Below are 24276 nucleotides of genomic sequence, written 5' to 3' on the forward strand. Positions count from 1 at the left end.
ACCGTCGGTGTGTGCGAAGCCTCCGTCGTCGGTCACCCACGTGCGGATGTCGAAGCCTCCACGGAGGGGCCCGGCACCGCCGCGTTTCACAGGTCCAGGTCGACGTAGACGGCCGCGTGGTCCGAGGCGCGGTTCCACTTCGAGGTGACGGTGTCGAAGGACTTGACGGTGGACGGGGCCCAGACGCCGCGCCGTTCCACCTCCACGTGCTGCACCTGCTCCCACAGCGGCGGCGGCAGCAGCACGTAGTCGAGCTTCTGGCTCTCGGAGGTGCCCGTGCCGTGGGTGCCCGGGGCGCCCCGGTAGGACGGGTGACTCATCACGTCCCGCAGGCCCGTCCCCAGCAGGGCCCCGATCGCCTCGCTGGACGGCTCGTCGTTGAGATCGCCGGCGACCACGACGTGGGGGGAGCGCTCCAGGGCGGCCTGGTAGATCGACGCCACCCGCTTGGCTTGCGCGATGCGCAGCTCCGGGTCGTCGCCGCTCTGGCTCTTGAGGTGGTTGCCCAGCAGCCACAGCGGAGTACCGCCGATCTGGATCTCGTACTCGGGGCAGTCCCGGCTGAACAGGTACGCGCCCGGGCGGTCCGGGTCCGTGTCGAACACGTGCGAGCGCAGGGACGTGACGGGGTGGCGGCTGAGGATCCCCACGTCGATGCCGCGCAGGTCGTTGCCGTCGATCACCATGTCGTACGGGTACGGCGTCTTCTTCAGGTCGGCGCCCAGCACCTGCTCGTTGAAGCGGCGCAGGGTCGTGCGGTCCTCCACCTCCACCGTGAGCAGGATGTCCGCGTCGACCTCGGCGACCACGCGGCCCGTGTTGTGCACGACTTCCCAGTCGAGGTCGTCACGGACCAGCTCCACCCAGCCCGTCCACCCCGAGCGGCCCTTGGCCATGATCTCGAAGGTGACGTGTCCGCCGCCGCCCTTCGTCTTGAACAGCGTGCCCTGGCCGCGCGTCTCGTTGACGAAGAACGGCCTGTCGCCGCGTGAGTCGTGCACCCGGTACTTCTTCAGGAGTTCGGCGGCGCGGGCCCTGGTGTCGTCGTCGTAGGTCTCCTTCTCCAGGAGGGAGACCAGTTCGGCGTAGTCGTCGAGGATCTCGCGGCGCTGCTTGTCGCCCGGCAGGCGGAAGACCTTGGGGCGGCGGAAGAGGTTCTCCGTGTTGAAGGTGGCGATCCGGATCGTCATGGCGCGCTCCCTCGGGCGGCGCAGGAGTTCCGCGCGACGGGTGGGCGGGCGCCGCCGGGGAGACCGCTCACCGGCACTTTCCATTGTCCGAGCGGGTGTGAAGCGTGTCGAACGGTGGGGCGGTTGAGGTCTCTGGGGTGACTTGTGGGCGGGGCTGGGGTGCCATGTAGGAGAGAGGGGGGCGGTGAGGCTTCTGCGGTCCTTCTTCGGGGCGCCCGCAGTCTTGCCGGGTGGCGGTGAGGCCTCCGCTGTTCCCGGGGCGCGGCGGATTGGCCCTGAAGTGCCGGGGGTGATTGGTCCTGTTCCGGCGGGCGGGGCGGCGCCAGGGTGGCGGCATGAGCTTCGCGTTCCTGCTGACCACCCTTGTCGTCGTCGCCACGCCGGGCACCGGCGTCGTCTACACCCTCGCCGCCGCGCTCTCCCGGGGGAGCCGCGCCGGCGTCGTCGCTGCCGTCGGCTGCACGCTCGGGATCGTCCCGCACCTGCTGGCCACGGTCACCGGCGCCGCCGCGCTGCTGCACGCCGGCGCGACCGCGTTCCAGGTGCTCAAGTACGCGGGTGTCGCCTACCTGCTGTACATGGCGTGGGCGACGGCACGGGACAAGAAGGCGCTCGTGGTGGAGGAGGGCGGGGCCGCCCAGGAGGTGTCGGCGCGGCGGGTGATCGTGCGCGGCGTGCTGGTCAACATCCTCAACCCGAAGCTGACGATCTTCTTCTTCGCGTTCCTGCCGCAGTTCGTGAACCCCGGGGAGCCGCACGCGGTGCTGCGGATGGCGGCGCTCGGCGGGGTGTTCATGCTGGCGACCTTCGCCGTGTTCGCCGCCTACGGGGTGCTGGCCGCGTCCGTGCGCCGGCACGTCGTGGGCCGCCCGCGGGTGACGGCCTGGCTGCGGCGGGGCTTCGCGGGATCGTTCGTGGCACTGGGGGCGAAGCTGGCGTACACGGCGCGGTAGCCGCAGTCGAGCGGGACGGGCGGGTAGCCGCGGTCGGCCTGGACGGGCGGCAGGACCTTCTGCGGGGAGCTGACCAGCCGGGCTGACAAGTATGGACTGACAGATATTGAAATCTGTCAGCTGTCATGGCATGGTGGAGGGCATGACGATGCTTACCCGCCCCCTCGGAAACACCGGCCCCCAGGTGTCCGCCCTCGGCCTCGGCTGCATGGGTATGTCCGCCCTGTACGGCGAGGCGGACCGGACCGAGTCCATCGCGACGATCCACGCGGCGCTCGAAGCGGGAGTCACCCTGCTCGACACCGGCGACTTCTACGCCATGGGTCACAACGAGATGCTGATCGGCGAGGCCCTGCGCAGCGCTCCCGCGGCCCGGCGCGAACAGGCCCTGGTCAGCGTGAAGTTCGGCGCCCTGCGTGGCCCGGACGGCAGCTGGCTCGGCTACGACGGCCGGCCCGCCGCAGTGAAGAGCTTCGCCGCGTACTCCCTCCAGCGGCTCGGCGTCGACCACATCGACGTCTACCGCATCGCCCGCCTCGACCCGGACGTGCCGATCGAGGAGACGGTCGGCGCGACAGCGGAACTCGTCGAGAAGGGCTACGTCCGGCACATAGGCCTCAGCGAGGTCGGCGCCGGGACGATCCGGCGGGCGGCGGCCACCGCACCCGTGGCCGACCTCCAGATCGAGTACAGCCTCATATCCCGCGGCATCGAGGACGAGATCCTGCCCACCACCCGCGAGCTCGGCATCGGCATCACGGCGTACGGCGTGCTCTCCCGGGGCCTGATCTCCGGCCACTTCACCGTGGACCGGCAGCTCGGCGCGGGCGACTTCCGGGCGATGTCGCCGCGCTTCCAGGGTGACAACCTCCGGCACAACCTGAATCTCGTGGAGGCCCTGCGGAAGATCGCCGAGCAGAAGGGCGTCAGCGTCGCGCAGATCGCGATCGCCTGGGTGCTCTCCCGCGGTGAGGACATCGTGCCCCTGGTCGGCGCCCGCCGCCGCGACCGGCTCACGGAGGCGCTGGGCGCGCTGGACGTCACGCTGGAGCCGGCCGACCTGGCCGCGATCGAGGCCGCGATACCGGCCGGTGCCGCCGCCGGCGAGCGCTACCCGGCGGCCCAGATGGCGCACCTCGAGAGCTGAACCGGGCTTTGGGTACGGTCGGGGGCATGGCACCGACCAGCGAGACCCTGACCGCCGAGCGCATCCTGGAAGCGACCGAGGAGGTGCTGCGGCGCCACGGCCCGGCCAAGGCCACCGTCGTGGACGTGGCGCGCGCTCTCGGCGTCAGCCACGGCAGTGTGTACCGCCACTTCCGGACGAAGGCGGCGCTGCGCGAGGCGGTCACCAAGCGCTGGCTGGACCGCACGTCCGGGCAGCTGTCCGGGATCGTCGCCGCGGACAGCGTCCCGGAGGACCGGCTGCGGGACTGGCTCGCCGCGCTGTTCGCCGCCAAGCGCCGCAAGGCGGGAGAGGACCCGGAGCTGTTCGCCACGTACACGGTCCTCACCGATGAGAACGGCACGGCGGTGAGCGAGCACATCACCGACCTGGAGGCGCAACTGACCCGCATCATCCAGGCCGGCGTCGAGACCGGCGACTTCACCGCCGGCGACCCGGAGGCCTCCGCCCGCGCGGTCTTCCAGGCCACCGGCCGCTTCCACGACCCCTGTTATGCCAGGGAGTGGGAGGAGCCGGGCACCGAGGCCGACTTCGCGGCGGTGGTCGACCTGCTGGTGCAGGGGCTGCGGCGAGCGCCCTAGGCCGGCGGCGCTCCTCACGTCGCCGTGGCGCCGCCGGGTCACGCCGCCGTGGGATCGACCGTGGCCTGGTGGGCCTCCAGCAGGTGCTCCTCCGCCTTCAGCCAGGGGAGGAACTGGGCGCCTCTGTGCCAGCCGCAGGTGTCGCATCTGATCGTGCGCTGCACGCCCGACCGGTGCACCCGCACGACGTGCTCCCGGCCGTGCTGGTCCCACCGGCTGACCTTGCTGGTGTCGATCTGTGCCATGAAGCCTCCCGCGTCGAGGAATCCGCCGTCCCGGTCTGCTCGCAGCAAGGAGTGTGCAGCACGACCGACATCAACGGGGTTTCCCCGGAACCGCGTTATCAGGCTGTGAGAGACCTCAGGCGATGGTGCGGGGCAGCCGCAGGCTCAGCAGGCCGGTCAGCACGACACCGCCGAGCTGCACCAGCAGCGTCGTGACCAGGGCGTCCCGCATGCCCATCCCCGGCACCAGGGACAGGAACAGCGTGCCCAGGGTCGCCACACCGAGGGCCAGCGCCGACTGCTGGGTGGTGATCATCACACCGCTGCCGACCCCGGCCCGGGCGGGCGGCACCTCGGACAGGATCACCCGGTAGATGACGGGGAGTTGCAGCGCCTGGCCCGCACCGGCGACCGCCGCACCCGGGAGCAGCTCGACGAAGCCGAGGTGCGGCCAGAACCGCCAGGCGGCCAGCGCCATCAGGGCCAGACCCGCACCCTGGAGGGCGGCGCCGGCCGTCACCACGCGGGTGCCGTACCGGGTGACCAGGCGCGGACCCAGCAGCGAGAACACGAAGAACACCACCGCCAGCGGCGCGAGCGCCAGGCCGGCGGCGACCGGACTCAGCCCGGCGCCCTGCTGCAACGCCACCGCGATCACGAACATGAACCCGCTGAAACCGATCGAGAAGGGCAGCACCAGCACAAGTCCGCGGCGCAGTGAGGTCAGCGCGAACAGGCTCGGCGGCACCAGCGGCGTACGGCCCGCGCGGTCGGCCCGCCGCTCCACCGCGTAGAACGCGGCCGTCACGAAGGGGAACGCCGCCAGGGACAGCCATGTCCACAGCGGCCAGCCCGCCGCCCGGCCCTCGGTGAGCGGCACGAGCAGGGTGAGGAGGGAGGCCGCGAGGAGGAACGTGCCCGGGACGTCGACGGGTTCCGGGCGCGGCGAGCGGGTCTCGGGGACGGCCCGGACGGCCGGCACCAGCCCCGCGAGCACGACCGGCACATTGACGAGGAACACCGAACGCCAGCTGGTCCCGGCGATGTCCGCGGCCACCAGGACCCCGCCGAGGATCTGCCCGGCGACCATCGCCAGCCCCGCGGTCGCGCCGTACAGGCCCATGGCCCTGGCCCGCCGGGGGCCGGTGGTGGTCGCCTGGATGGTGGCGAGCACCTGCGGCAGCATCGCGGCCGCCGACGCGCCCTGCGCGACCCGGGCCGCGACCAGCGACCAGGCACCGGGCGCCAGTCCGCAGGCCAGCGAGGTCAGCCCGAAGGCCGCCATCCCGGCGAGGAACAGCCGGCGCCGGCCGAACAGATCGCCGAGCCGGCCCCCGAGGACCAGCAGGACGGCGTACGACAGCCCGTACCCGGTGACGACGAGTTCGAGTACGGACTCGCTCGCGGCGAGGTCCGTGCCGATGGTGGGCAGGGCGACGTTGACGATGAAGAAGTCGATGAGGGGGAGGGCCGCGGCCAGCAGCACCGCGAACAGCCCGAGACCGCCGAGCACGGGAGCGGGGGCGGTGGGCGAACGGACGGGACTCGGGGCAAGGGATTCGGTGGTCACGGTCACGAGCCTGCGACGTCGCCCAGGCTGGTACCAGAGTGTTCTTATCCTGGTAGTGGCACCACCTGGAAACAGGGTCCGGGCAGGGGCATGCTGGAGCGCATGACGACCACGGCGCACGAGACGACGCCCCGCGGACCCGAGGCGCAGCCCGTGCCCCGCGACACCGACGTGCGCCGGCATGAGCTGGCGGCCTTCCTGCGCAGCCGCCGGGAGCGGATCGCCCCCGAGCAGGTCGGGCTGCCCCGGGGCCGTCGGCGCCGCACCCCCGGACTGCGCCGGGAGGAGGTCGCCCAGCTCTCCGCGGTGGGCGTCACCTGGTACACGTGGCTGGAGCAGGCCCGGGACATCCAGGTCTCCGTGCAGGTCCTCGACTCGCTGGCCCGCGCACTGCTGCTCGACCCGAGCGAACGCGCACACCTCTTCCAGCTCGCCGGGGCCGCCGACCCGACCCCGGCGACCACCTGCCCCTCGGTCACACCGGCGATGCGGGCCCTGCTGGAGCAGGTCGAGCCGTTCCCGGCGTGCCTGCAGAACAGCCGGTACGACATCCTCGCCCACAACCGCACCTACGGGCTGCTGCTGTGCGACCTGGACACGGTCCCGCCCGAGGACCGCAACTGCATCGTCCTCTCCTACACCCACCCCGAGTGGCAGTCCTCGATCGTGCACCTGGAGGAGACCCAGCGCCTCATGGCGGCCCGCTTCCGCGCGACGATGGCCGGCCATCTCGCCGAGCCGGCCTGGAAGACGCTCCTCAACCGGCTGCACAGCGAGTCCCCCGCGTTCCGCAAGGCCTGGGACCGCCACGAGGTGGTCGCCCACCGCTCCAAGCGCAAGGAGTTCCGCAACCGCCACGTCGGCCGCATCACCGTCGACCACACGGACCTGTGGCTGACACCGGGAGCGGGACCGCGGATGGTCACGTACGTCCCGGCGGACGAGGAGTCCCGGCAGCGGCTGGACATGCTCCAGGCGATGGCGCTGAGCAGGGAGACGGGCCCTCAGGCTCTCTCCCGGTAGTTCATGAACCAGTGGGTGTCGAAGTAGCGGGCCATCGTGAACCGGTGGTGCGGTTCGGTGAGGATGCGGCAGACGAACTCCGCGGTCCGGTAGGCGAAGGGGACGTCCTCGCCGTCGAAGGACCGCACCACGACGGGCCATCGGTCGGGGTCGTCGCCGTCGGTCCTCCAGCAGTACAGGTCCTCGTGTTCCGTGCCCGCCCAGATGAGCAGGCCCTCGTCCCGGTAGTGGGTCCACGGCTCCTGGTTGAGGTCCAGATATCCGTCGAAGGCGCCCGCGCCGAACGTCTCCACCATGCGCTTGTAATCGCCGGGCAGGGCGGTGCCCAGGCGGGACTCCGTCTCCGTCCAGTCCAGGTCCGGCCGCCGGGCGGGCTCGCTCCAGCCGGTGATGCGCGTGAGCCGCTCCATCCAGTCGACGCCCGCGCCTGTGTCCTCGTCCCGGGCGGGCGCCGGGGGCTCCGGCACCTCCCGGTGAGCGACGGCCAGCACCGGCCGCTCGATCCCCTCGCCGTCCCGCGCCGTACCCGTGCCGATCCACTGGTCCCCGTACGCCCACGCCCGTATCTTCACGGCCCGGTCCTCGAAGGGGGCGAGGAGGGCCGCGCCCCTGGATTCGTCGACCGTCGGGTCGGTGAACCCGTCGAGGACGAGCGTGCGCGGGGCGCCGTACCTGCCCTCGAGCAGGTCGGTCAGGGCCTGTGGGTCCAGGTCGGCGGGCAGGTAGAGGTGGCCGTTCGCCGGGCCGAGCCGGGCCAGCAGGTCGTTGAGGGTCGCTTGCGTGAGCTCCATGGCGGCAGTGAAGCGGACGGCACTGACAATCACCTGCCGGCGACCACCCGCACATCCCGCATGTCCGCCGACTCCAGCCTCCGGGCGGCCCGCTCGGCGGTGCCCCGGGCCCACCGTCCGTTCGTCAGCGCCCCCAGCGCCAGGACCGCGAAACCGCACACCGCGAGGATCCACCAGCCGGGCCGTGCCGCGGACACGAACGTCTCGCGGTACGGGGACGCGCCGACACCCGAGGCCAGCACCGCGCCCACCACGGCCACGCCCAGTGTCTGGCCCAGTTGCCGGCTCGTCGAGGCGACCGCGGCGGCGACGCCCGCCTGGGCGCGCGGCATGCCGGAGACCGCTGTTCCGCCGACCGCCTGCACCATCCGGAACGCGATCAGCGCCTCCAGGTTCGGCGCGAGGGAGCAGAGCACCGAGCCGACGGTGAATACGACCAGACCCGCCATGAAGACCCGCTTGCGGCCGATCCGGTCGGCCGTGGAGCCCGCGAGCATCAGCAGCGAGGCCAGGACCAGGGTGTACGCGTCGATCGTCCACTGCAGGCCCGACGTGCTCGCGTGCAGGTCCTGCTGCATGGAGGGCAGGGCCACGTTCAGGACCGTGTTGTCGAGGCTCACGATCAGCAGGCTCATGCAGCAGATCGCGAGCACCAGCATGCGGCGGCGGTGACTGAGCTCGGGCATGCGGACCATCGTACGCCGACTTCGATAGTGTTGCTAACTAATGAATTGTGCCCTCTCATTGCACGGCACAATGGAGGCATGTCCACGCCCCTCCAGGTCGGTCCGCACACCGTCCAGCCGCCCGTCGTCCTGGCCCCCATGGCCGGGATCACCAACGCTCCCTTCCGCACCCTGTGCAGGGAGTTCAGCGGCGGCAAGGGCCTGTTCGTCAGCGAGATGATCACCACCAGGGCGCTGGTCGAGCGCAACGAGAAGACCATGCAGCTCATTCACTTCGACGCGAGTGAGCGCCCCCGCTCCATCCAGCTGTACGGCGTGGACCCCGCGACCGTCGGCAAGGCCGTCCGCATGATCGCGGAGGAGGACCTCGCCGACCACATCGACCTGAACTTCGGCTGCCCCGTGCCGAAGGTCACCCGCAAGGGCGGCGGCTCGGCTCTGCCGTACAAGCGGAACCTGCTGCGGGCCATCCTGCGCGAGGCCGTCAGCGGCGCCGGGGACCTGCCCGTGACGATGAAGATGCGCAAGGGCATCGACGACGACCACATCACCTTCCTCGACGCCGGCCGGATCGCCGTCGAGGAGGGCGTCACCGCTATCGCCCTGCACGGCCGCACCGCCGCCCAGCACTACGGCGGAACCGCCGACTGGGACGCCATCGCCCGGCTGAAGGAGCACGTGCCGGAGATCCCGGTGCTCGGCAACGGCGACATCTGGTCCGCCGAGGACGCCCTGCGGATGATGCGCGAGACCGGCTGCGACGGCGTGGTCGTGGGCCGCGGCTGCCTCGGGCGGCCCTGGCTCTTCTCCGACCTGGTCGCCGCCTTCGAGGGGCGCACCGAGGACATCGCCCGCCCCGCCCTGCGCGAGGTCGCCGACGTCATGGTCCGGCACGCCACGCTGCTCGGCGAGTGGATCGGCGACGAGTCCAAGGGCGTCGTCGACTTCCGCAAGCACGTCGCCTGGTACCTGAAGGGCTTCGCGGTCGGCTCCGAGATGCGCAAGCGTCTCGCGATCACCTCGTCCCTGGAGGAGCTGCGCTCCGGCCTGGACGAGCTGGACCTCGACCAGCCCTGGCCCGCCGGCGCCGACGGGCCCCGCGGCCGTACGTCCGGCAACAACCGCGTGGTGCTGCCGGACGGCTGGCTGAAGGACCCCTACGACTGCGCCGGGGTCGGCGAGGAAGCCGAGCTCGACACCTCCGGCGGCTGATCAGCCCTTCGAGGGGCGCGGTGTCGAGCCGAACGCCTTCAGGAAGCGGTCGCGGAAGGAGCTCATCTTCCACACGGGCGCGTCGCGCTCGGGCCTGAGGCCCTCCGTCCAGTGCCAGTCGGCCACCTTGTCCAGGACCTTCGGGTCCTTCGCGACGATCGACACGGGCACGTCACGGGAGGCGTGGTCGCCGCTGACCCGGGCGATGGGCTGGTGGTCGCCGAGGAAGACCAGGACGGTGTCGTCCGTGCCGTAGCGCTCCAGCCACTGGGTGAGGCTGGTGACCGAGTACTGGATGGACTTGCCGTACTCCTCACGGGACTTGGTGGTGTCGGTAATGACGTCCGAAGCCTCGTTGCCGGCCTTCTGGATCGCGTCGAAGACCGAGCCGTCGCCGAGTTCGTCCCAGCCGACCGTCTTCGGGATGGGCGCCCAGGGCTGGTGGCTGGAGGTCAGGATGACGAACGACATCAGCGGCTTGTCCCGCTTCTTCCCGTGCACCCGCTGCTGGAACGCCTCCAGCGCGTACTGGTCGGGCATGGTCGACCAGCTGAACTTCGGGCCCTCGTAGCCCAGGTCGAAGGCGTCGTAGAGCTTGTCGAGGCCGTACCACTTCTGCTCCGGCCAGCCCTTCTGCACGCCCGGCATCACGCCGACCGTGTCCCAGGCGCCGGTCTTCTGGAAGGCCTTGGTGAGGGTGAGATGGTCGCCCGCGCTGACCGTGCGGTAGCGACGCTGGTTGTCGATCCACAGGCCGGACATGGTCGTGGAGTGGCCGAGCCAGCTGCTGCCGCCGTAGGTCGCCGACGTCAGCCACCCGCTGCGGGCGGCGAAACCGGCCTTCTTCAGGGCCTCGGTGCTGGTGTCCAGGGTGCGGTCGACGCCGGGGGCCATGACCGGGTCCTCGATGGCGCTGCGGCCGTAGCTCTCGATGAACGTGAAGACGACGTCCTTGCCGCGCAGGTCCGGCAGCAGCTCACCGGGCGGGGTGTTGCCGAAGGTGTCCGCCTTCGACTGCTTCGCGAACGCCGCCTCGTCCCGCAGTGATTCCACCGTCCGCTGCGCGTGCACGCGGAGGGCCCCCGCGCCCCGCTCGGAGGCGATCGGCCCGCCGAACAAGGTCAGGCCCAGGGCGGAGCAGGTGACCCAGACGACCCCGGCGGCCAGGGCACCCTGCGACGCCCGCACCCGGTGGCGGGCCAGCACACCGGCGAGCCGGACCGACGCCGTGACCATGCCGGCCGCCACGAGCAGCACGAGCACGACCGCGCCCACGGAGACGGCCGTCGCGACGCCCCCGCCGAGCGTGTCCTCGACGTACGCCAGCGCGTCGGGCAGCAGGTCCCAGTCGAGCGCGGCGTTGAAGCCCCGGCCCAGGTACTCGTTGAACCCCATGTCGAGCAGGTTCACCGTGGTCAGCACGGTGAGGCCGAGCCCGTACAGCACCGCCGCCGCGAGCCGGGGCCGGCGGGGCAGCGCCAGGACGACGACGGCCCCGAGGACCGCCTCCACCGGGATTCGCGCGAAGGCGGCGGGTCCCAGCGCGGGGAGCGTGGCGGGCAGGAGCAGGGCGCCGAGGACCAGGACGGCGGCGAGGGCGGTGGTGGCCGTCCGGAGGACGCGGGCGGCTCGCGGGTGACGGGTGCGCCAGGTGCGCAGACGCGAGGGAAGGGGACCGGGAGTGGAACGTGCGGCGGCCTGGGCCGGGGCCGGACAGGTCGCCGCCGCCCCCTTCTCCGGCTCGCCCTGCCCCGGCTCCCCGCCCCCACCGTCCGCCGCAGCCTCGGCACCTGCCGCGACGCCACCCTCTGCGGCACCTTCGGCCTCGGCCGCGCCCCCACGCTCCGCAGCGACTTCGCCTCCCGCCGCGCCCCTGGTCTCGGTCTCGACCTCGGCCTCCGCCGCACCCTCGGTCCTGGTCTCGACCTCGGCCTCCGCCGCGCTCTCGGCCTCCGCCGCGCCCCTGGTCTCGGTCTCGACCTCGGCCTCCGCCGCACCCTCGGTCCTGGTCTCGACCTCGGCCTCCGCCGCGCCCCTGGTCTCGGTCTCGACCTCGGCCTCCGCCGTGCCCTCGGTCCTGGTCTCCCCCTCGGCCTCCGCCGCGCCCCTGGTCTCGACCTCGACCTCGGCCTCCGCCGCGCCCCCGGCCTCCGCCGCGCCCCCGGCCTCCGCCGTGCCCTCGGCGTCGGCCGTGACCTCGGCTCTGCCCTCGGACATGCCGTCACCCGGTTGCGACGACTCGCTGAAGCGTGTGAAGACAGGCACCCGGAGGTCCTTCCCGTGCGGAACAAGTGAGGTGGCGGACCCGGGTGGGGGTGCGGGTCCGCCACCGTTCCGTACGGTGCATCCACCAGGTGTGTTCAGCCCGCCGGGCCAGCGCTCGGCAAACACCCGGCAAACGGCGGGCCAACCGGTCCTCAGACCACGCCGACCGCCGTGAGCAGCGCCAACGGGGCAGACGCAGAACGGGATTCCCGCACGCACGCGTGCGGGTACGGCACCGGCTCCGGGTGCGTGTCGCGGCCGTAGCCGGCGAGCACCTCCGGGAGCCGGTGGCCCGTCGCCGCCGCCGCGCCGACCAGGCCGTGGGCGATCGCGCGGGCCTCGTCGTGGAGCCCGTAGCGGGCCAGGCCCAGGGCGATCAGGGCGTTGTCGTGCGGCCAGACCGAGCCGCGGTGGTAGGAGAGCGGGTGGTACGCCGGCTGCCCGGCGGCCAGGGTGCGCACGCCCCAGCCGGAGAAGAAGTCCGGTTCGAGGAGCCGCCGGCCGACGAGTTCGCCGTACTCCTTGTCCAGCAGCCCCGACCACAGCAGGTGCCCGGCGTCGGAGGCGAGCGCGTCCACCCGCTTGCCGCGGCCGTCGAGCGCGAGGGCCGGGAAGGAGTGCTCCGGCATCCAGAAGTCCCGCTGGAAACGGTCGCGCAGATCGCCGGCCGCCTGCTCCAGCAGGTGCGCGTACGTGGTGTCCTGCCACACCGTGCGGGCGAGGCCCGCCGTGCGGCGCAGGGCGTCGTAGGCGTAACCCTGGGCGCCCGCCGCCGTCACCGGCCCGTGCGGACGCGTGCCGTCGGCGGAGCAGATGGCGCCGGGGGAGTCCTTCCAGTTCTGGTTGGCGAGGCCGCCCTGGTCGGCGCGGTAGACCAGGTAGCCCCGTGAGGTCAGGCCGCCGTGGTCGAGCATCCAGGTGATCGCGGCCCGGGCGTGGGGTTCGAGGCGGCGGGCCGGGCCGGTGTCGCCGGTGTGCTCGGTGTACGCGCCGAGCAGGACCAGGAACAGCGGGGTGGCGTCGACCGAACCGTAGTAGCGGCCGTAGGGGACCTGGCCGAAGTGGGCCAGTTCGCCGTGGCGTACCTCGTGCACGATCTTGCCGGGCTGGGCGATCTCGTCGGTGCGGGTTCCGGTGGCCTGGGTCGCGGCGAGCGCGGGCAGGGTGGCGGCGGCCAGGCCCGGCCGGTAGGGCAGGGCGAACAGCGAGGTCAGCAGGGCGTCCCGGCCCAGCAGGGTCAGGAACCAGGGTGCGCCGGCCGCCGGGACGCGCAGTTCCTCGCCGTCGGGGCCGGTGGCCGGGACCTGGAGGGTGGCGAGGTCGGCGAGGCCCCGGGTGCAGGCGGCGGCCAGCTCGGGCCAGCCGGCCGGGAAGTCCACACCCCGTACGAACTCGCTCTCACGGGCGCGGAGTCGTTCCCGGACGGCGGAGGGGGAGCGGGGGACGCGCAGGGCGCGCCGGTCGCCGTGCGGGCGGGCCATGACCCGCAGGGTCAGCTCGGCCGTGCCGTGCGGTTCGAGGTCCAGGGTCCACACCAGGCGGCGGGCACCGGTGCCGGTCTCCTCCACGGCGTCCGGCTGGGGGTCGGCCGTCACGGTCGTGACGGATCGCCACTCACCGCGCCGGTAGGCGAACTCCACGCCGTACTCGAGGACCCGGCGGGAGCGGACGGCGCCGGCCTTGCTGTAGGTGCGGTGGTCGGAGCGCAGCTCGAACTGGTCGGTGAAGTCGGCGTCGGCGGTGACCGCGAGGCGGACCGTCGTCGGCGTGGGGCGGTTGCTGGTGACACGCAGTGACTCGACGAACGAGGCGTCGTCGACGGCCTGTTCGCGGAAGAGCGTGTACGCGGGCGGCTCGTCCCGGCCGCCGCGCGGGACGAGCACACAGGCCGCCGTGTCCCCGTCGGTCACCGGGGTGAGCGTGTCGGGCACGGCCCCGTCGACGGTGAGCTGCCAGCGGCTCAGGTGCCGTGCGTCCCGTACGAACATGCCGTCCGGGGCGCTGCCGCCCCGGTAGCCGCTGATGTCACCGCGGTCGCCGACCGCGGCGAACGTCCGGCCGTGCACGAGCAGATGGTGCCGGTCCGTCATGCTCGGTCCCCTTCCTTGAGCGCCGTGAGGCCGTTCCTGCCCCGTGCGGGCCGGTCGTGCAGCAGGTCGAGCGTGAGCGCGGCGGTCCAGCCGAAACCGGTGACGCCGCAGGCCTGCGCCGTGTACGGGTCGACGTACTCCGCGAAGCCGGAGGCGCCGGCGGTGTGCAGCATGCCCTTGCGCAGGGCGTCGGCCCGGCCGCGCTCGCCGTGCAGCCGCAGGCCCCGCTCCAGCAGCCAGTTGGTGTTGAACCAGGCCGGGCCGCGCCAGTAGCGGTGCGGGTCGAAGGCGTCACCGAGCAGGTCGTAGCTCGGGACCATGCGGGTCGTGCCGCCGAGGCCGAAGTGGGGGCCGCACACCGTGCGGACCAGGGCGGCCGCGAGGTCGCGCGGCAGGGCGGGCAGCAGCAGCGGGACGAGACCGGAGACGCCGCGCTCGGGAATCAGCTCGCCGGCGCGTACGTCCCGGCACAGGAACATGCCCGCCGACGGCTCCCACAGCCGCTCCACGAGCGTGGCGGTCAGCCGCTCGGCGCGGCCCGGCCGGTCCGGTTCGGCCGCGCCCAGCTCCCGCGCGATCCGGTCCAGGGCGTACTCGGAGGCGATGAGCAGGGCGTTGAACGCCGGGTCCTCGACCACGAAGTCACCGGCCCTGTCGGCGTATCCGCCGTCCCGGTAGTCGGCCGCCAGCCGCACGTACCGCCCGTAGTCCAGATCCGTCGGCCGGTCCTCGCGGATGCCGTGGTCGAGGTCGGCGCGCCGGAAGGAGCGGGCCGGGGCGGGGGTGACGCGGGACAACGGGCGGTCCCAGCAGGGGCTGTTGTCCATACCCTGTTCCCAGGGGTGCACGACGGACACGAGGCCGCGCCCGCCGAGGTCGCGCCGCTGCAGGAGATAGCTGTGCCAGGCGGCCAGTCGGGGGTAGGCCCGGGTGAGGAAGCCGCGCGCCCTGGACAGGCCCGGGTCGGCGAGGTGCACCAGCCACGCGGCCAGGGCGTGGACCGGTGGCTGCACGATCCCGGAGGTCTCCACGCCGCACGGGGCACCGGCGGCGCACCCGGCGGCCGAGGAGCGCCAGAAGTCGGGGCTCGGGAAGTACGCGTCGAGTGGGACGGAGGGGTTGAAGACGATGTGCGGGATCCGCCCGTCCGCCCACTGGGCCGCCAGCAGCGTCTCGAGTTCCGTCTGCGCCCGTAACGGCGACAGGTGCCGCAGGCCGATCGCGATGAACGCCGAGTCCCACGACCACTGGTGCGGATACAGACTGCGCGAGGGCACCGTCGACGCCCCCGTCCAGCCGGCCTCCAGCACGGCGGCGGCCCTGGTGTGCAGGGGCGGCGCGGAGCCGGCCGGATCGTATGCGACGGTGCGTCCTGGGGGACGTGGGGCGCGTTGGGCGGTGCGGTCCACTCGGGGCTCTCCGAAAAGACATCCGGCCGGCCTGTTCGGCTGCGGCTACCGTGGGGTTACGTCTATTTAACACGCAAAACCCACTATGTAAGGCAAGGTTGGGAAACACAAGGGGGTGTGCATGACCGGACAGGCCGGGAGAACCGGACGAGGCGCAGGCCAGGCGAGCGCCGGCGATCTGCTCGAACTGGTGCGCAGTCGCCGCGCCGTGACCCGGGGTGCGCTGCAGCAGGCGACCGGACTGTCCCGGGCGACCGTCGGGCAGCGGCTGGACCGGCTCTTCCGTGCGGGCTGGCTGCGCGAGGGTGCCGGGGGGCCGGTGGGCTCGCCGCTGGGCGGGCGGCCCTCCATCACTTTGGAGTTCGACGACGAGCACGCGGTCGTCCTCGCCGGCGACCTCGACACCCGGCACGCCAGGGCGGCCGTGCTGTCGCTGAGCGGCGAGATCCTCGCCGAGCACTCGGGCACCCTCGTCATCGAGGACGGGCCGGACGCCGTCCTCGGCGAACTCGGCCGCTGGTTCGCCGAGTTGCTGGAGAAGACCGGGTGCGTGGCCGCGGCGGTCTGCGGGGTCGGGCTCGCGGTGCCGGGCCCGGTCGACACCGAGACCGGCCGTGTCGTCCAGCCGCCGATCATGCCCGGCTGGGACGGCTACGACATTACGGGCCGGCTGGCCCGGGCCCTCACCGAGCACGCGGGCGCCGCCGGGGTACCGGTCCTCGTGGACAACGACGCCAACCTCATGGCGTACGGCGAACAGCGCGCCGGCTACCCCGACTGCTCCGCCTTCGTGCTGGTCAAGGTCTCCACCGGCATCGGTGCCGGGGTCGTGGTGGACGGCGCGCTCTTCCGGGGTGTCGACGGCGGCGCCGGCGACATCGGGCACATCCGGGTTCCGGAGGGGGCCGAGACGCTGTGCCGCTGCGGCGCGTACGGCTGCCTGGCCGCCGTCGCGAGCGGTGGCGCGGTGGCGCGGCGGCTGGCGGAGTCCGGGGTGCCGGCGGCCTCCGGCTCGGACGTGCGCGGCCTGCTGGCGGCCGGGCATCCCGAGGCGGTCGGACTCGCCCGGGAGGCGGGGCGCCGGGTCGGGGACGTTCTCGCGACCGTCGTGACACTGCTCAACCCCGGCGTCCTGATGATCGCCGGGGATCTGGCCGGAACTCCCTTCCTGACCGGCGTGCGCGAGCTGCTGTACCAGCGGGCGCTGCCCCGCTCCACCGCGCACCTGGACGTGGTGACCGCACGGCTGGGCGAGCGGGCCGCGCTGGTCGGAGCAGGTGCGATGGTCGTCGAGCACCTCTACGCGCCCGAGCGGGCCGAGGAGCGGCTGCGCGCGCTGGGGGTGTGACGGCCGCGTTTCGGTCCCGAGTCGCGTCCGCATGGTGAAATCCGGGCGGCTGTGGCAGCGTGATTCTCGCCACCCCTGATAAGGGTTGCGCTCAGATGAGCGGATCTTGAGCGGCTGCACTTCTCAAAGTGTGGCACTGAGTGCCACACTTTGATCGTTCATCGAGCGAAATCAAATGTGCGGAAACTCCGCTCACATGAGCGCTCAGAAGGCTTCAGAGAGGTTCTTGCGTTCAAGAAGTGAAAACATGCGGCTGCGATCGCTTGCCCAGCCTTGACTTTCGATCCGCTGGCGGACGAGTGGTTACAGGCGCATGACGCACGAGTGGACGTACCCAGACGCCTTTGATCTGGGTATGTTCCTCGCCGTCAGGGCAGCCACCGCGTCCTCGAGGAGTCGAGACCCGTGTCGGAAAACAAAGATCTCCCGGTAGCCGAGCAGGCCGCGAGCGTTGAGGGCGTGAAGTTCGTCTATGACTTCACCGAGGGCAACAAGGACCTCAAGGACCTCCTCGGTGGCAAGGGCGCGAACCTCGCCGAGATGACGAACCTCGGTCTGCCGGTCCCGCCCGGCTTCACGATCACCACCGAGGCCTGCAAGACCTACCTCGACAGCGGCGAGGAACCGGCGGCACTGCGTGACGAGGTGAGCGCACACCTCGACGCGCTCGAGGCCCGCATGGGCAAGAAGCTCGGCCAGGCCGACGACCCGCTCCTGGTCTCGGTGCGCTCGGGCGCCAAGTTCTCCATGCCCGGCATGATGGACACCGTCCTCAACATCGGCCTCTCCGACAAGTCGGTCCAGGGCCTCGCCAAGCAGGCCGGCGACGACCGGTTCGCATGGGACTCCTACCGTCGCCTCATCCAGATGTTCGGCAAGACCGTCCTGGGCGTCGACGGCGAGCTCTTCGAGGACGCGCTGGACGCGGCCAAGGCGGCCAAGAAGGTCACGGTCGACACCGAGCTGGAGGCCGCCGACCTCAAGAAGCTCGTCACCAAGTTCAAGAAGATCGTCAAGACCGAGGCAGGCCGGGACTTCCCGCAGGACCCGCGCGAGCAGATGGACCTCGCCATCCACGCGGTCTTCGACTCCTGGAACACCGACCGGGCCAAGCTCTACCGCCGTCAGGAGCGCATCCCGCACGACCTGGGCACGGCCGTCAACGTCTGCTCCATGGTCTTCGGCAACCTCGGCCCCGACTCCGGCACCGGTGTCGCCTTCACCCGCGACCCCGCCTCCGGCCACCAGGGCGTCTACGGCGACTACCTGCAGAACGCCCAGGGCGAGGACGTCGTCGCCGGCATCCGCAACACCGTGCCGCTCGCGGAGCTGGAGCAGATCGACAAGAAGTCGTACGACCAGCTGATGCAGATCATGGAGACGCTGGAGAACCACTACAAGGACCTCTGCGACATCGAGTTCACCATCGAGCGCGGTGTGCTGTGGATGCTCCAGACCCGCGTCGGCAAGCGCACCGCGGGCGCGGCCTTCCGCATCGCGACCCAGCTGGTGGACCAGGGCCTGATCGACGAGGCAGAGGCGCTCACCCGCGTCAACGGCGCCCAGCTCGCCCAGCTGATGTTCCCGCGGTTCGACGAGAGCGCCAAGGTCGAGCAGGTCGGCCGAGGCATCGCCGCCTCCCCGGGCGCGGCCGTCGGCAAGGCCGTCTTCGACTCCTACACGGCCGTCAAGTGGTCCCGCTCCGGCGAGAAGGTCATCCTGATCCGCCGCGAGACCAACCCCGACGACCTGGACGGCATGATCGCCGCCGAGGGCATCCTGACCTCCCGCGGCGGCAAGACCTCCCACGCGGCCGTCGTCGCCCGCGGCATGGGCAAGACCTGTGTCTGCGGCGCCGAGGAGCTGGAGGTCGACACCAAGCGCCGCCGGATGACGGTCCCGGGCGGACACGTCGTGGAGGAGGGTGACGTCGTCTCCATCGACGGCTCCTCCGGCAAGGTCTACCTCGGTGAGGTACCCGTCGTGCCGTCGCCGGTCGTGGAGTACTTCGAGGGCCGGATGCACCCGGGCGCCGACGACGCCGACGAACTGGTCGAGGCCGTCCACCGCATGATGGCCTTCGCCGACCGCAAGCGCCGCCTGCGGGTGCGTGCCAACGCCGACAACGCCGAGGACGCGCTGCGCGCCCGCCGCTTCGGCGCCCAGGGCATCGGCCTGTGCCGCACCGAGCACATGTTCCTCGGCGACCGGCGCGAGCTGGTGGAGCGGCTGATCCTGGCCGACACGGACACCGAGCGCGAGGAGTCCCTCAAGCAGCTGCTGCCGCTGCAGAAGCAGGACTTCGTGCAGCTCTTCGAGTCGATGGACGGCCTGCCGGTCACCGTCCGCCTGCTCGACCCGCCGCTGCACGAGTTCCTGCCGGACATCACCGAGCTGTCCGTCCGCGTGGCCCTGGCGGAGTCCCGCCAGGAGCCGCACGAGAACGAACTCCGCCTGCTCCAGGCGGTCCACCGCCTGCACGAGCAGAACCCGATGCTGGGTCTGCGCGGTGTGCGTCTCGGCCTGGTCATCCCCGGCCTGTTCACCATGCAGGTCCGGGCGATCGCCGAGGCCGCGGCCGAGCGCAAGGCCGCCAAGGGCGACCCGCGCGCCGAGATCATGATCCCGCTCGTCGGCACGGTCCAGGAGCTGGAGATCGTGCGCGAGGAGGCCGACGCGGTCATCGCCGAGGTCGAGGCGGCCTCCGGTGCGCAGCTGAAGCTGTCCATCGGCACGATGATCGAGCTGCCGCGCGCCGCACTGACCGCCGGTCAGATCGCCGAGGCCGCGCAGTTCTTCTCCTTCGGCACGAACGACCTCACCCAGACGGTGTGGGGCTTCTCCCGGGACGACGTGGAGGCGAGCTTCTTCACCGCGTACCTGGAGAAGGGCATCTTCGGTGTCTCCCCGTTCGAGACGATCGACAAGGACGGCGTCGGCTCGCTGGTGAAGCTGGCCGCCAAGGCCGGCCGCGAGACCCGGCCCGACCTCAAGCTCGGCGTGTGCGGCGAGCACGGCGGCGACCCGGAGTCGGTCCACTTCTTCCACGAGGTCGGACTCGACTACGTCTCCTGCTCCCCGTTCCGCATCCCGGTGGCCCGCCTGGAGGCGGGCCGGGCGGCGGTCCGGTCCCAGGGCAGCGACCACCGCTGACCCGGGGGCAGAGAACCCGGAGCCGTCGGCGGTCCCCGACCCTCACCGATCGCGGCGGCTCCGGCGCACGATGAAGAGCGGGGCGGCACCTGTGCGGAGGTGCCGCCCCGCTCTCGCGCGTTCCGTTCCCGCGTACCGTTCAAGGCCCGGCGGTGGTCAGTGCGGCAGGCCGTCCCGCAGGCATACGGCCGTGCCGGTGCGGGCCGCGGTCAGCAGGGCGGTGAGGGTGGGCAGCCCGGTCGCGAGCGGGGTGGACTCCAGGTCCGCGAGGGCGAACAGGCCGTGCTGGTCGTGCTCCGAGCTGCGCCGGACGGGCTGTCCGGCCGGGAGCCGGCCGCCGTGGAAGTAGAAGTCGATCACCGGCCCCGTCTCCAGCACGTCGGCCCGGTGGTCGTACCCGAGGAAGCGCATGTCCTCCTCCAGGGCGATGCCGGTCTCCTCGTGCAGCTCCCGGCGTGCGGCACCGACGGGGTCCTCACCGTGGTCGAGCATGCCGCCCGGCAGTCCCCAGAGCCCCGCGGCGGGCTGGCCCCCGGCGTAGCGCAGCAGCAGGATCCGGTCCTCGGCGTCGAGCAGCAGGACGCAGGACGCGACGATGGTCTGCGGCAACGTCTTGACCCACTCGGCGCGCGGCAGCACGAGTGGTACGTCGGTGGCGGGCACGGTCGTGTCCACGGTGAAGTCCCTTCCGTCGGTTGGACAGCCCGCTGCGAACTGCCCAACCGGTGGAACGGCCGTACCCGCCGATGGTCACCGGCGTGCCGGGCTCGGGTGCCGCACGCGACCCCGACCGCGGGGCCGGTGGCTACGAGCGGAACGGCCCCGTCACCTCGTAGGTGATGCCGCCCGAGGAACTGCCGCTGGTGCCGCGCTGGCTGGAGAAGTACAGGCGCGAGCCGTCCGGGGAAAAGGCCGGGCCGGTGATCTCCGAGGCGGACTGGCCGTCGACGCGCAGGAACGAGGCGACGACGTCGTCCGGGGTGATCACGCAGATCTCCATGTTGTCTCCGTCCTCGGCGACGAACAGGTCGCCGGAGGAGCTGCCGGTGATGTTGTCGACGCCGGTGAGGGGGGCGGTGCCGTTGACGAGGGAGTCGTCGTAGGCCAGCTCGTACGTGTCGTCGAGGAGGTTGAGCTGCCAGACGCGGTTGTCGCCCTTGGTGGTGAACCAGACGGTGTCGTTCGCGTAGTGACAGCCCTCGCCGCCGTTGAAGGACTTGGACCCGGCGACCTGGGAGCGGGTGGCGGTGGGGGAGCCGTCCGGGTCGGGGACATCGGCCCAGGTGAAGGAGCCGCTGGTGGCGCTGCCCGCGACCATCACCTGGAGTGTGCCGGAGGACAGATCGCCCCAGGCCGACGGCACGAAGCGGTAGAAGCGGCCGTTCGTCTCGTCCTCGGTCAGGTAGATCACCCTGCGCACCGGGTCGGCCGCCGCCGCCTCGTGCTTGAAGCGGCCCATCGCCGCGCGCTGCACCGCCGCGTTCGTGCCCCACGGGTCCGTCTCATAGACGTAGCCCCGGTCCACCTCCTCGCAGGACAGCCAGGTGTTCCACGGCGTCTTGCCACCCGCGCAGTTCTGCCGGGTGCCGGAGAGGACGCGGTACGCGCCGGTGATCGCGCCCGTCGAGGAGAACTTCACCGCGCCGGCGCCGCCGGAGGGGTTGATCTCGGAGTTGGAGACGTAGATCCAGCCCGAGCCGTCGGCGTAACAGGCGCCGCCGTCCGGGGCGTTGTGCCAGGTGTACGACGTGGTCCCGACCCGCTGGCCCGACCGGGCGATGACGCGGCTGGTGAAGCCGGCGGGAAGTCTGATGCCGTTGGCGTCCGGGGAACCCAGCGGCCCGTAGGGGCCGGTGCCGGGCTGGGCCGGGGCCGCGTACGCGGCGCCGCGCCACAGGGTTCCGCCCAGAGCGGCCGATGTGCCGCCGACGACGGCCGCACGCAGAAGGCTACGACGTTCCACTCTCACTCCAGAGGTGGCGTACCGCCCCGCCGCCGGTCGACGGCAGGGTCGTGCGTGGGGGAGGCACACAGGACGCTACGGGTGCCGGGTTGACGGAGCATGGCCACCTCGTGGCCGTACGGCGGCTTGCCGGGTGCCGGGTGCCGGGTGCCGGCGCCTGCGCGCCCGCGTCACGGCGGTCGGGCCGGCCTTGTCGTCGGGGCGTCCCGGCGTCGTGGGGACCGCACCCCGGCGGTTACGCCGGCAGTGCCGGTGCCTCCCGTCTCGGCCTCCTCGGGCGGTCGCCGCCCGGGCCGGGGCCGGGCTCGCCCGGCGGCCGCGCGGAGGGCAGCCGGATCACCACGTCCAGACCGCCGGTCGCCGCCTCGCGCAGGGCCGCCTCGCCGCCGCTGGCGTGGGCCAGGCGCTGCACCAGGGCGAGACCGAGCCCCGTACCGCCCTTGGGGGCGCCCGGGGCGCGCCAGAAACGGTCGAAGGCACGCATCCGCTGCTCCTCCGTCATGCCCGGGCCCTCGTCGGTGACGTGCAGGTCGACCCAGCCCGGCCGGCCGTCGCGCAACGCCCGCCTGGGAGGGGCCTGGAGCCGCGGCTCGATCGTGACGGTGCTGCCCGCCGGGGACGCCCGCAGGGCGTTGGACAGCAGGTTGTCCAGGATCTGCTCGACGGCCCCCGGCACCGCGAGCACCGGGCCCGCGCTCCCCGAGAAGAGCACGAGGGAGACACCCTCCCGCTCGAACAGGGGCTGCCACGTCCGGTGCCGTTCCGCGCAGACCGCCCCCAGGTCGACACCGGCGGGGATCGCCGCATGTTCCTCCAGCCGGGCCATGGCCAGCAGGTGCTCGACCATCCGGGCCAGCCGGTCCGTCTCGGTGACGGCGGCGGTGAGGCTGCCCCGGGCCCGGGCGGCGATGTCCGGCTCCAGGTTCTCCAGGCGCAGCCGCAACGCCGCCAGGGGCGTCTTCAGCTGGTGCGAGGCCTCGCCCGCGAACGCCCGCTGGGACGCCAGCAGATGGGCGAGCCGGGCGGCGGTGTGGTTGAACGCGGCGGCCAGACTGCGTACTTCCGGCGGCCCCTTCGTGACCGTCACCGGAGTGAACCGGCCGCCCCCCTCCGCCAACTCGTGCGTCGCGTCTTCCAGTTCCCGGATGGGGCGGCCGGCCCAGCGGGCGAAGGCGAAGCCGACCACGGCCACCGCCGTCAGCACGGCCAGTCCGCCCAGGGCGAGCAGCAGCCACACGTGGTGGACGCGCTCGTGCACCGTCCGAGTCGGCACCGTCAGCCACACGGCACCCACCGGCCGTGCTTCCTGGCCGACCGGCGCGGCCACCGACAGGTACTCCACACCGCCGATCCTCGAAGTGCGCACGTCCACGGTCGAGGCGCCCCGCAGCGCCGCCGAGATCCCCGGCCGGGCGGCCAGCGAGCCGGACATCTCGATGTCCAGCGGGTGCGAGGTGGCGAGTGGCGTGCCCGAGGCGTCGACGACCACCACCTTCCCGCCGATGCGCTCCGCGCAGTGCGCCACCCGCGCGGGAAGGTCCTGCGCGGCCCGGCCCGCCGCGAGGGACAGCGCGGCGTACGCGGAGACCGACTCGGCCTCGTCCTTGGCCGCGTTGACGACCCGCTCCCGCTCACCGCGCGAGTAGACGAAGCCCAGCGGGATCTCCAGGCAGAGCAGCACCAGCGCCGCGAGGCTGAGATAGCTGAGCAGCAGCCGGCGGGTCACGGAGAGGCCACCTGTGCGGCGGGTTCCGTGTGCACGGACAGCCGGAAGCCGACGCCCCGCAGCGTCCTGATCCACGCCGGGTGCCCCAATTTGCGGCGCAGCGCGGCCACATGGACGTCCAGGGTCTTGGTCGGGCCGTCGTAGTGCGGGTCCCAGACGCGGTCGAGGATCTGCTGCCGCGAGTAGACCGCGCCCGGATCCTCACTGAGCAGCGCCAGCAGGTCGAACTCCTTGGGCGTGAGCGGGACCGGGGCGTCACCCACCCAGACCTGGCGGGTGCGGCGGTCCACGACGAGCGGGCCCGGGTCGTGCGGCGGGTCCGGGGCGGGGTCGTACGAGGTGGTCGCCGGGGGCTCGTAGGACAGTGCCGGCGCCGGTTCGTGGGCGGGGGCCGGAGCCGGTTCGTACGGCGGCGGCTCGGGGACGGCCCGGGTGCCCGGCGTCTCCGGGAAGGCCTGCGGTGCCTGTGCAGTGCGGTGCGTGCGGCGGGTCACCGCGCGCACGCGGGCGACCAGTTCCCGCACGCTGAAAGGTTTCGCCAGGTAGTCGTCGGCACCCAGCTCCAGCCCCAGCACGCGGTCGGCCTCCTCGCCGCGCGCGCTGAGGATGACGATGGGCACGTCCGAGACCTGCCGGATGCCGCGGCAGACGTCGATGCCGTCCATGTCCGGCAGCCCCAGGTCGAGCAGGACGACGTCGTTGTACGGCCCCCTCAGGCCGTCCGTCCCGGTGGCGACGTGGTCGACCGCCAGCCCGAAGTGGCCGAGCCCTTCGGTGAGCGGCTCGGCGATCGTCTCGTCGTCTTCGATGAGCAGCACTCGTAGGCCCATGGGTCCTGTCTCTCCGTGAAACCGGCATGAAATCCGGGCAGCGTCAATTCGCATTCCCTGCCTGGGAGTCCACACG

19 protein-coding genes are annotated in these 24276 nt (G+C 72.4%); 7 read left to right on the plus strand and 12 right to left on the minus strand.

Going from position 1 to position 24276, the window contains the following annotated elements:
• Positions 1-86: 86 nt before the first annotated feature.
• Positions 87-1190, minus strand: a complete 1104-nt coding sequence (locus AB0937_RS29960; RefSeq protein ID WP_366715952.1) for an endonuclease/exonuclease/phosphatase family protein — start codon at positions 1188-1190, stop codon at positions 87-89.
• A gap of 335 nt (positions 1191-1525) precedes the next feature.
• Between AB0937_RS29960 and AB0937_RS29965 the strand changes: the two genes are divergently transcribed.
• The 3 genes from AB0937_RS29965 to AB0937_RS29975 all read left to right on the plus strand — a co-directional run bounded on the left by AB0937_RS29965 (position 1526) and on the right by AB0937_RS29975 (position 3910).
• Positions 1526-2143 carry a LysE family translocator gene (locus tag AB0937_RS29965; RefSeq protein WP_366715954.1) on the plus strand — a complete coding sequence of 206 codons (618 nt, stop codon included), beginning with the start codon at positions 1526-1528 and terminating at the stop codon, positions 2141-2143.
• Positions 2144-2285: 142 nt separating this feature from the next.
• The gene (locus AB0937_RS29970; protein ID WP_366715956.1) at positions 2286-3290 is read left to right on the plus strand and encodes an aldo/keto reductase; all 1005 of its coding nucleotides are present in this window, start codon (positions 2286-2288) and stop codon (positions 3288-3290) included.
• 26 nt (positions 3291-3316) lie between these two features.
• Complete coding sequence (locus tag AB0937_RS29975) at positions 3317-3910, plus strand: TetR family transcriptional regulator (protein ID WP_366715958.1); 594 nt, start codon at positions 3317-3319, stop codon at positions 3908-3910.
• 38 nt (positions 3911-3948) lie between these two features.
• On the opposite strand, the gene AB0937_RS29980 is transcribed toward AB0937_RS29975, so the two are convergent.
• Positions 3949-4155 carry a hypothetical protein gene (locus AB0937_RS29980; RefSeq protein WP_366715959.1) on the minus strand — a complete coding sequence of 69 codons (207 nt, stop codon included), beginning with the start codon at positions 4153-4155 and terminating at the stop codon, positions 3949-3951.
• Between the two features lie 115 nt (positions 4156-4270).
• Positions 4271-5704 (minus strand): MFS transporter, encoded by a 1434-nt coding sequence (locus AB0937_RS29985; protein ID WP_366715961.1) that lies wholly within the window; start codon positions 5702-5704, stop codon positions 4271-4273.
• 102 nt (positions 5705-5806) lie between these two features.
• On the opposite strand from AB0937_RS29985, the gene AB0937_RS29990 reads away from it, so the two are divergent.
• Positions 5807-6727: a helix-turn-helix transcriptional regulator gene (locus AB0937_RS29990; RefSeq protein ID WP_366715962.1), complete on the plus strand. Its 921-nt coding sequence runs from the start codon at positions 5807-5809 to the stop codon at positions 6725-6727.
• Here the strand turns inward: AB0937_RS29990 and AB0937_RS29995 are convergent.
• Positions 6709-7518 carry a hypothetical protein gene (locus AB0937_RS29995; protein ID WP_366715964.1) on the minus strand — a complete coding sequence of 270 codons (810 nt, stop codon included), beginning with the start codon at positions 7516-7518 and terminating at the stop codon, positions 6709-6711. The genes AB0937_RS29990 and AB0937_RS29995 overlap by 19 nt on opposite strands.
• Before the next feature lie 29 nt (positions 7519-7547).
• Positions 7548-8204, minus strand: coding sequence for an MFS transporter (locus AB0937_RS30000; RefSeq protein ID WP_366715966.1), 657 nt, complete (start codon positions 8202-8204; stop codon positions 7548-7550).
• Positions 8205-8282: 78 nt separating this feature from the next.
• On the opposite strand from AB0937_RS30000, the gene dusB reads away from it, so the two are divergent.
• A complete protein-coding gene (dusB, locus tag AB0937_RS30005; protein ID WP_366715968.1) occupies positions 8283-9416 on the plus strand; it encodes a tRNA dihydrouridine synthase DusB in 1134 nt (377 codons plus the stop codon).
• Here the strand turns inward: dusB and AB0937_RS30010 are convergent, their stop codons facing one another.
• From AB0937_RS30010 to AB0937_RS30020, 3 genes are all read right to left on the minus strand, one after another.
• The gene (locus AB0937_RS30010; protein WP_366716174.1) at positions 9417-11075 is read right to left on the minus strand and encodes a sulfatase-like hydrolase/transferase; all 1659 of its coding nucleotides are present in this window, start codon (positions 11073-11075) and stop codon (positions 9417-9419) included.
• A gap of 758 nt (positions 11076-11833) precedes the next feature.
• Positions 11834-13771, minus strand: a complete 1938-nt coding sequence (locus tag AB0937_RS30015; protein WP_366715970.1) for a glycogen debranching N-terminal domain-containing protein — start codon at positions 13769-13771, stop codon at positions 11834-11836.
• Positions 13768-15081 (minus strand): hypothetical protein, encoded by a 1314-nt coding sequence (locus tag AB0937_RS30020; RefSeq protein WP_366716175.1) that lies wholly within the window; start codon positions 15079-15081, stop codon positions 13768-13770. The genes AB0937_RS30015 and AB0937_RS30020 overlap by 4 nt, the downstream gene beginning before the upstream one ends.
• A gap of 220 nt (positions 15082-15301) precedes the next feature.
• Between AB0937_RS30020 and AB0937_RS30025 the strand changes: the two genes are divergently transcribed.
• Both AB0937_RS30025 and ppdK read left to right on the plus strand, forming a co-directional pair.
• A complete protein-coding gene (locus AB0937_RS30025; protein ID WP_366715972.1) occupies positions 15302-16528 on the plus strand; it encodes an ROK family protein in 1227 nt (408 codons plus the stop codon).
• 459 nt (positions 16529-16987) lie between these two features.
• Entirely contained in the window at positions 16988-19681 is a 2694-nt protein-coding gene (gene ppdK / locus AB0937_RS30030; RefSeq protein ID WP_366716177.1) for a pyruvate, phosphate dikinase, read from the plus strand.
• Between the two features lie 156 nt (positions 19682-19837).
• Here the strand turns inward: ppdK and AB0937_RS30035 are convergent, their stop codons facing one another.
• From AB0937_RS30035 to AB0937_RS30050, 4 genes are all read right to left on the minus strand, one after another.
• Positions 19838-20356: an NUDIX hydrolase gene (locus AB0937_RS30035; protein WP_366715973.1), complete on the minus strand. Its 519-nt coding sequence runs from the start codon at positions 20354-20356 to the stop codon at positions 19838-19840.
• A gap of 130 nt (positions 20357-20486) precedes the next feature.
• Positions 20487-21644 carry an alkaline phosphatase PhoX gene (locus tag AB0937_RS30040; RefSeq protein WP_366715975.1) on the minus strand — a complete coding sequence of 386 codons (1158 nt, stop codon included), beginning with the start codon at positions 21642-21644 and terminating at the stop codon, positions 20487-20489.
• A 235-nt stretch (positions 21645-21879) separates the two neighbouring features.
• Positions 21880-23370 carry a HAMP domain-containing sensor histidine kinase gene (locus AB0937_RS30045; RefSeq protein ID WP_366715977.1) on the minus strand — a complete coding sequence of 497 codons (1491 nt, stop codon included), beginning with the start codon at positions 23368-23370 and terminating at the stop codon, positions 21880-21882.
• Positions 23367-24200 (minus strand): response regulator transcription factor, encoded by an 834-nt coding sequence (locus tag AB0937_RS30050; protein WP_366715979.1) that lies wholly within the window; start codon positions 24198-24200, stop codon positions 23367-23369. Before AB0937_RS30050 ends, AB0937_RS30045 begins: the two co-directional genes overlap by 4 nt.
• Positions 24201-24276 lie beyond the last annotated feature (76 nt).

The organism is Streptomyces sp. NPDC047880 (assembly GCF_040706515.1).
GTDB lineage: Bacteria > Actinomycetota > Actinomycetes > Streptomycetales > Streptomycetaceae > Streptomyces.

Bases quoted from the DNA above. Each gene is read 5' to 3' on its own strand.
- AB0937_RS30025 (WP_366715972.1), top strand. From the start codon at position 15,302: ATGACCGGACAGGCCGGGAGAACCGGACGAGGCGCAGGCCAGGCGAGC.
- AB0937_RS29990 (WP_366715962.1), top strand. From the start codon at position 5,807: ATGACGACCACGGCGCACGAGACGACGCCCCGCGGACCCGAGGCGCAG.
- AB0937_RS30050 (WP_366715979.1), bottom strand. From the start codon at position 24,200: ATGGGCCTACGAGTGCTGCTCATCGAAGACGACGAGACGATCGCCGAG.
- AB0937_RS30000 (WP_366715966.1), bottom strand. From the start codon at position 8,204: ATGCCCGAGCTCAGTCACCGCCGCCGCATGCTGGTGCTCGCGATCTGC.
- AB0937_RS29965 (WP_366715954.1), top strand. From the start codon at position 1,526: ATGAGCTTCGCGTTCCTGCTGACCACCCTTGTCGTCGTCGCCACGCCG.
- AB0937_RS29970 (WP_366715956.1), top strand. From the start codon at position 2,286: ATGACGATGCTTACCCGCCCCCTCGGAAACACCGGCCCCCAGGTGTCC.
- AB0937_RS29960 (WP_366715952.1), bottom strand. From the start codon at position 1,190: ATGACGATCCGGATCGCCACCTTCAACACGGAGAACCTCTTCCGCCGC.
- AB0937_RS29975 (WP_366715958.1), top strand. From the start codon at position 3,317: ATGGCACCGACCAGCGAGACCCTGACCGCCGAGCGCATCCTGGAAGCG.
- dusB (WP_366715968.1), top strand. From the start codon at position 8,283: ATGTCCACGCCCCTCCAGGTCGGTCCGCACACCGTCCAGCCGCCCGTC.
- AB0937_RS29980 (WP_366715959.1), bottom strand. From the start codon at position 4,155: ATGGCACAGATCGACACCAGCAAGGTCAGCCGGTGGGACCAGCACGGC.
- AB0937_RS29995 (WP_366715964.1), bottom strand. From the start codon at position 7,518: ATGGAGCTCACGCAAGCGACCCTCAACGACCTGCTGGCCCGGCTCGGC.
- AB0937_RS30015 (WP_366715970.1), bottom strand. From the start codon at position 13,771: ATGACGGACCGGCACCATCTGCTCGTGCACGGCCGGACGTTCGCCGCG.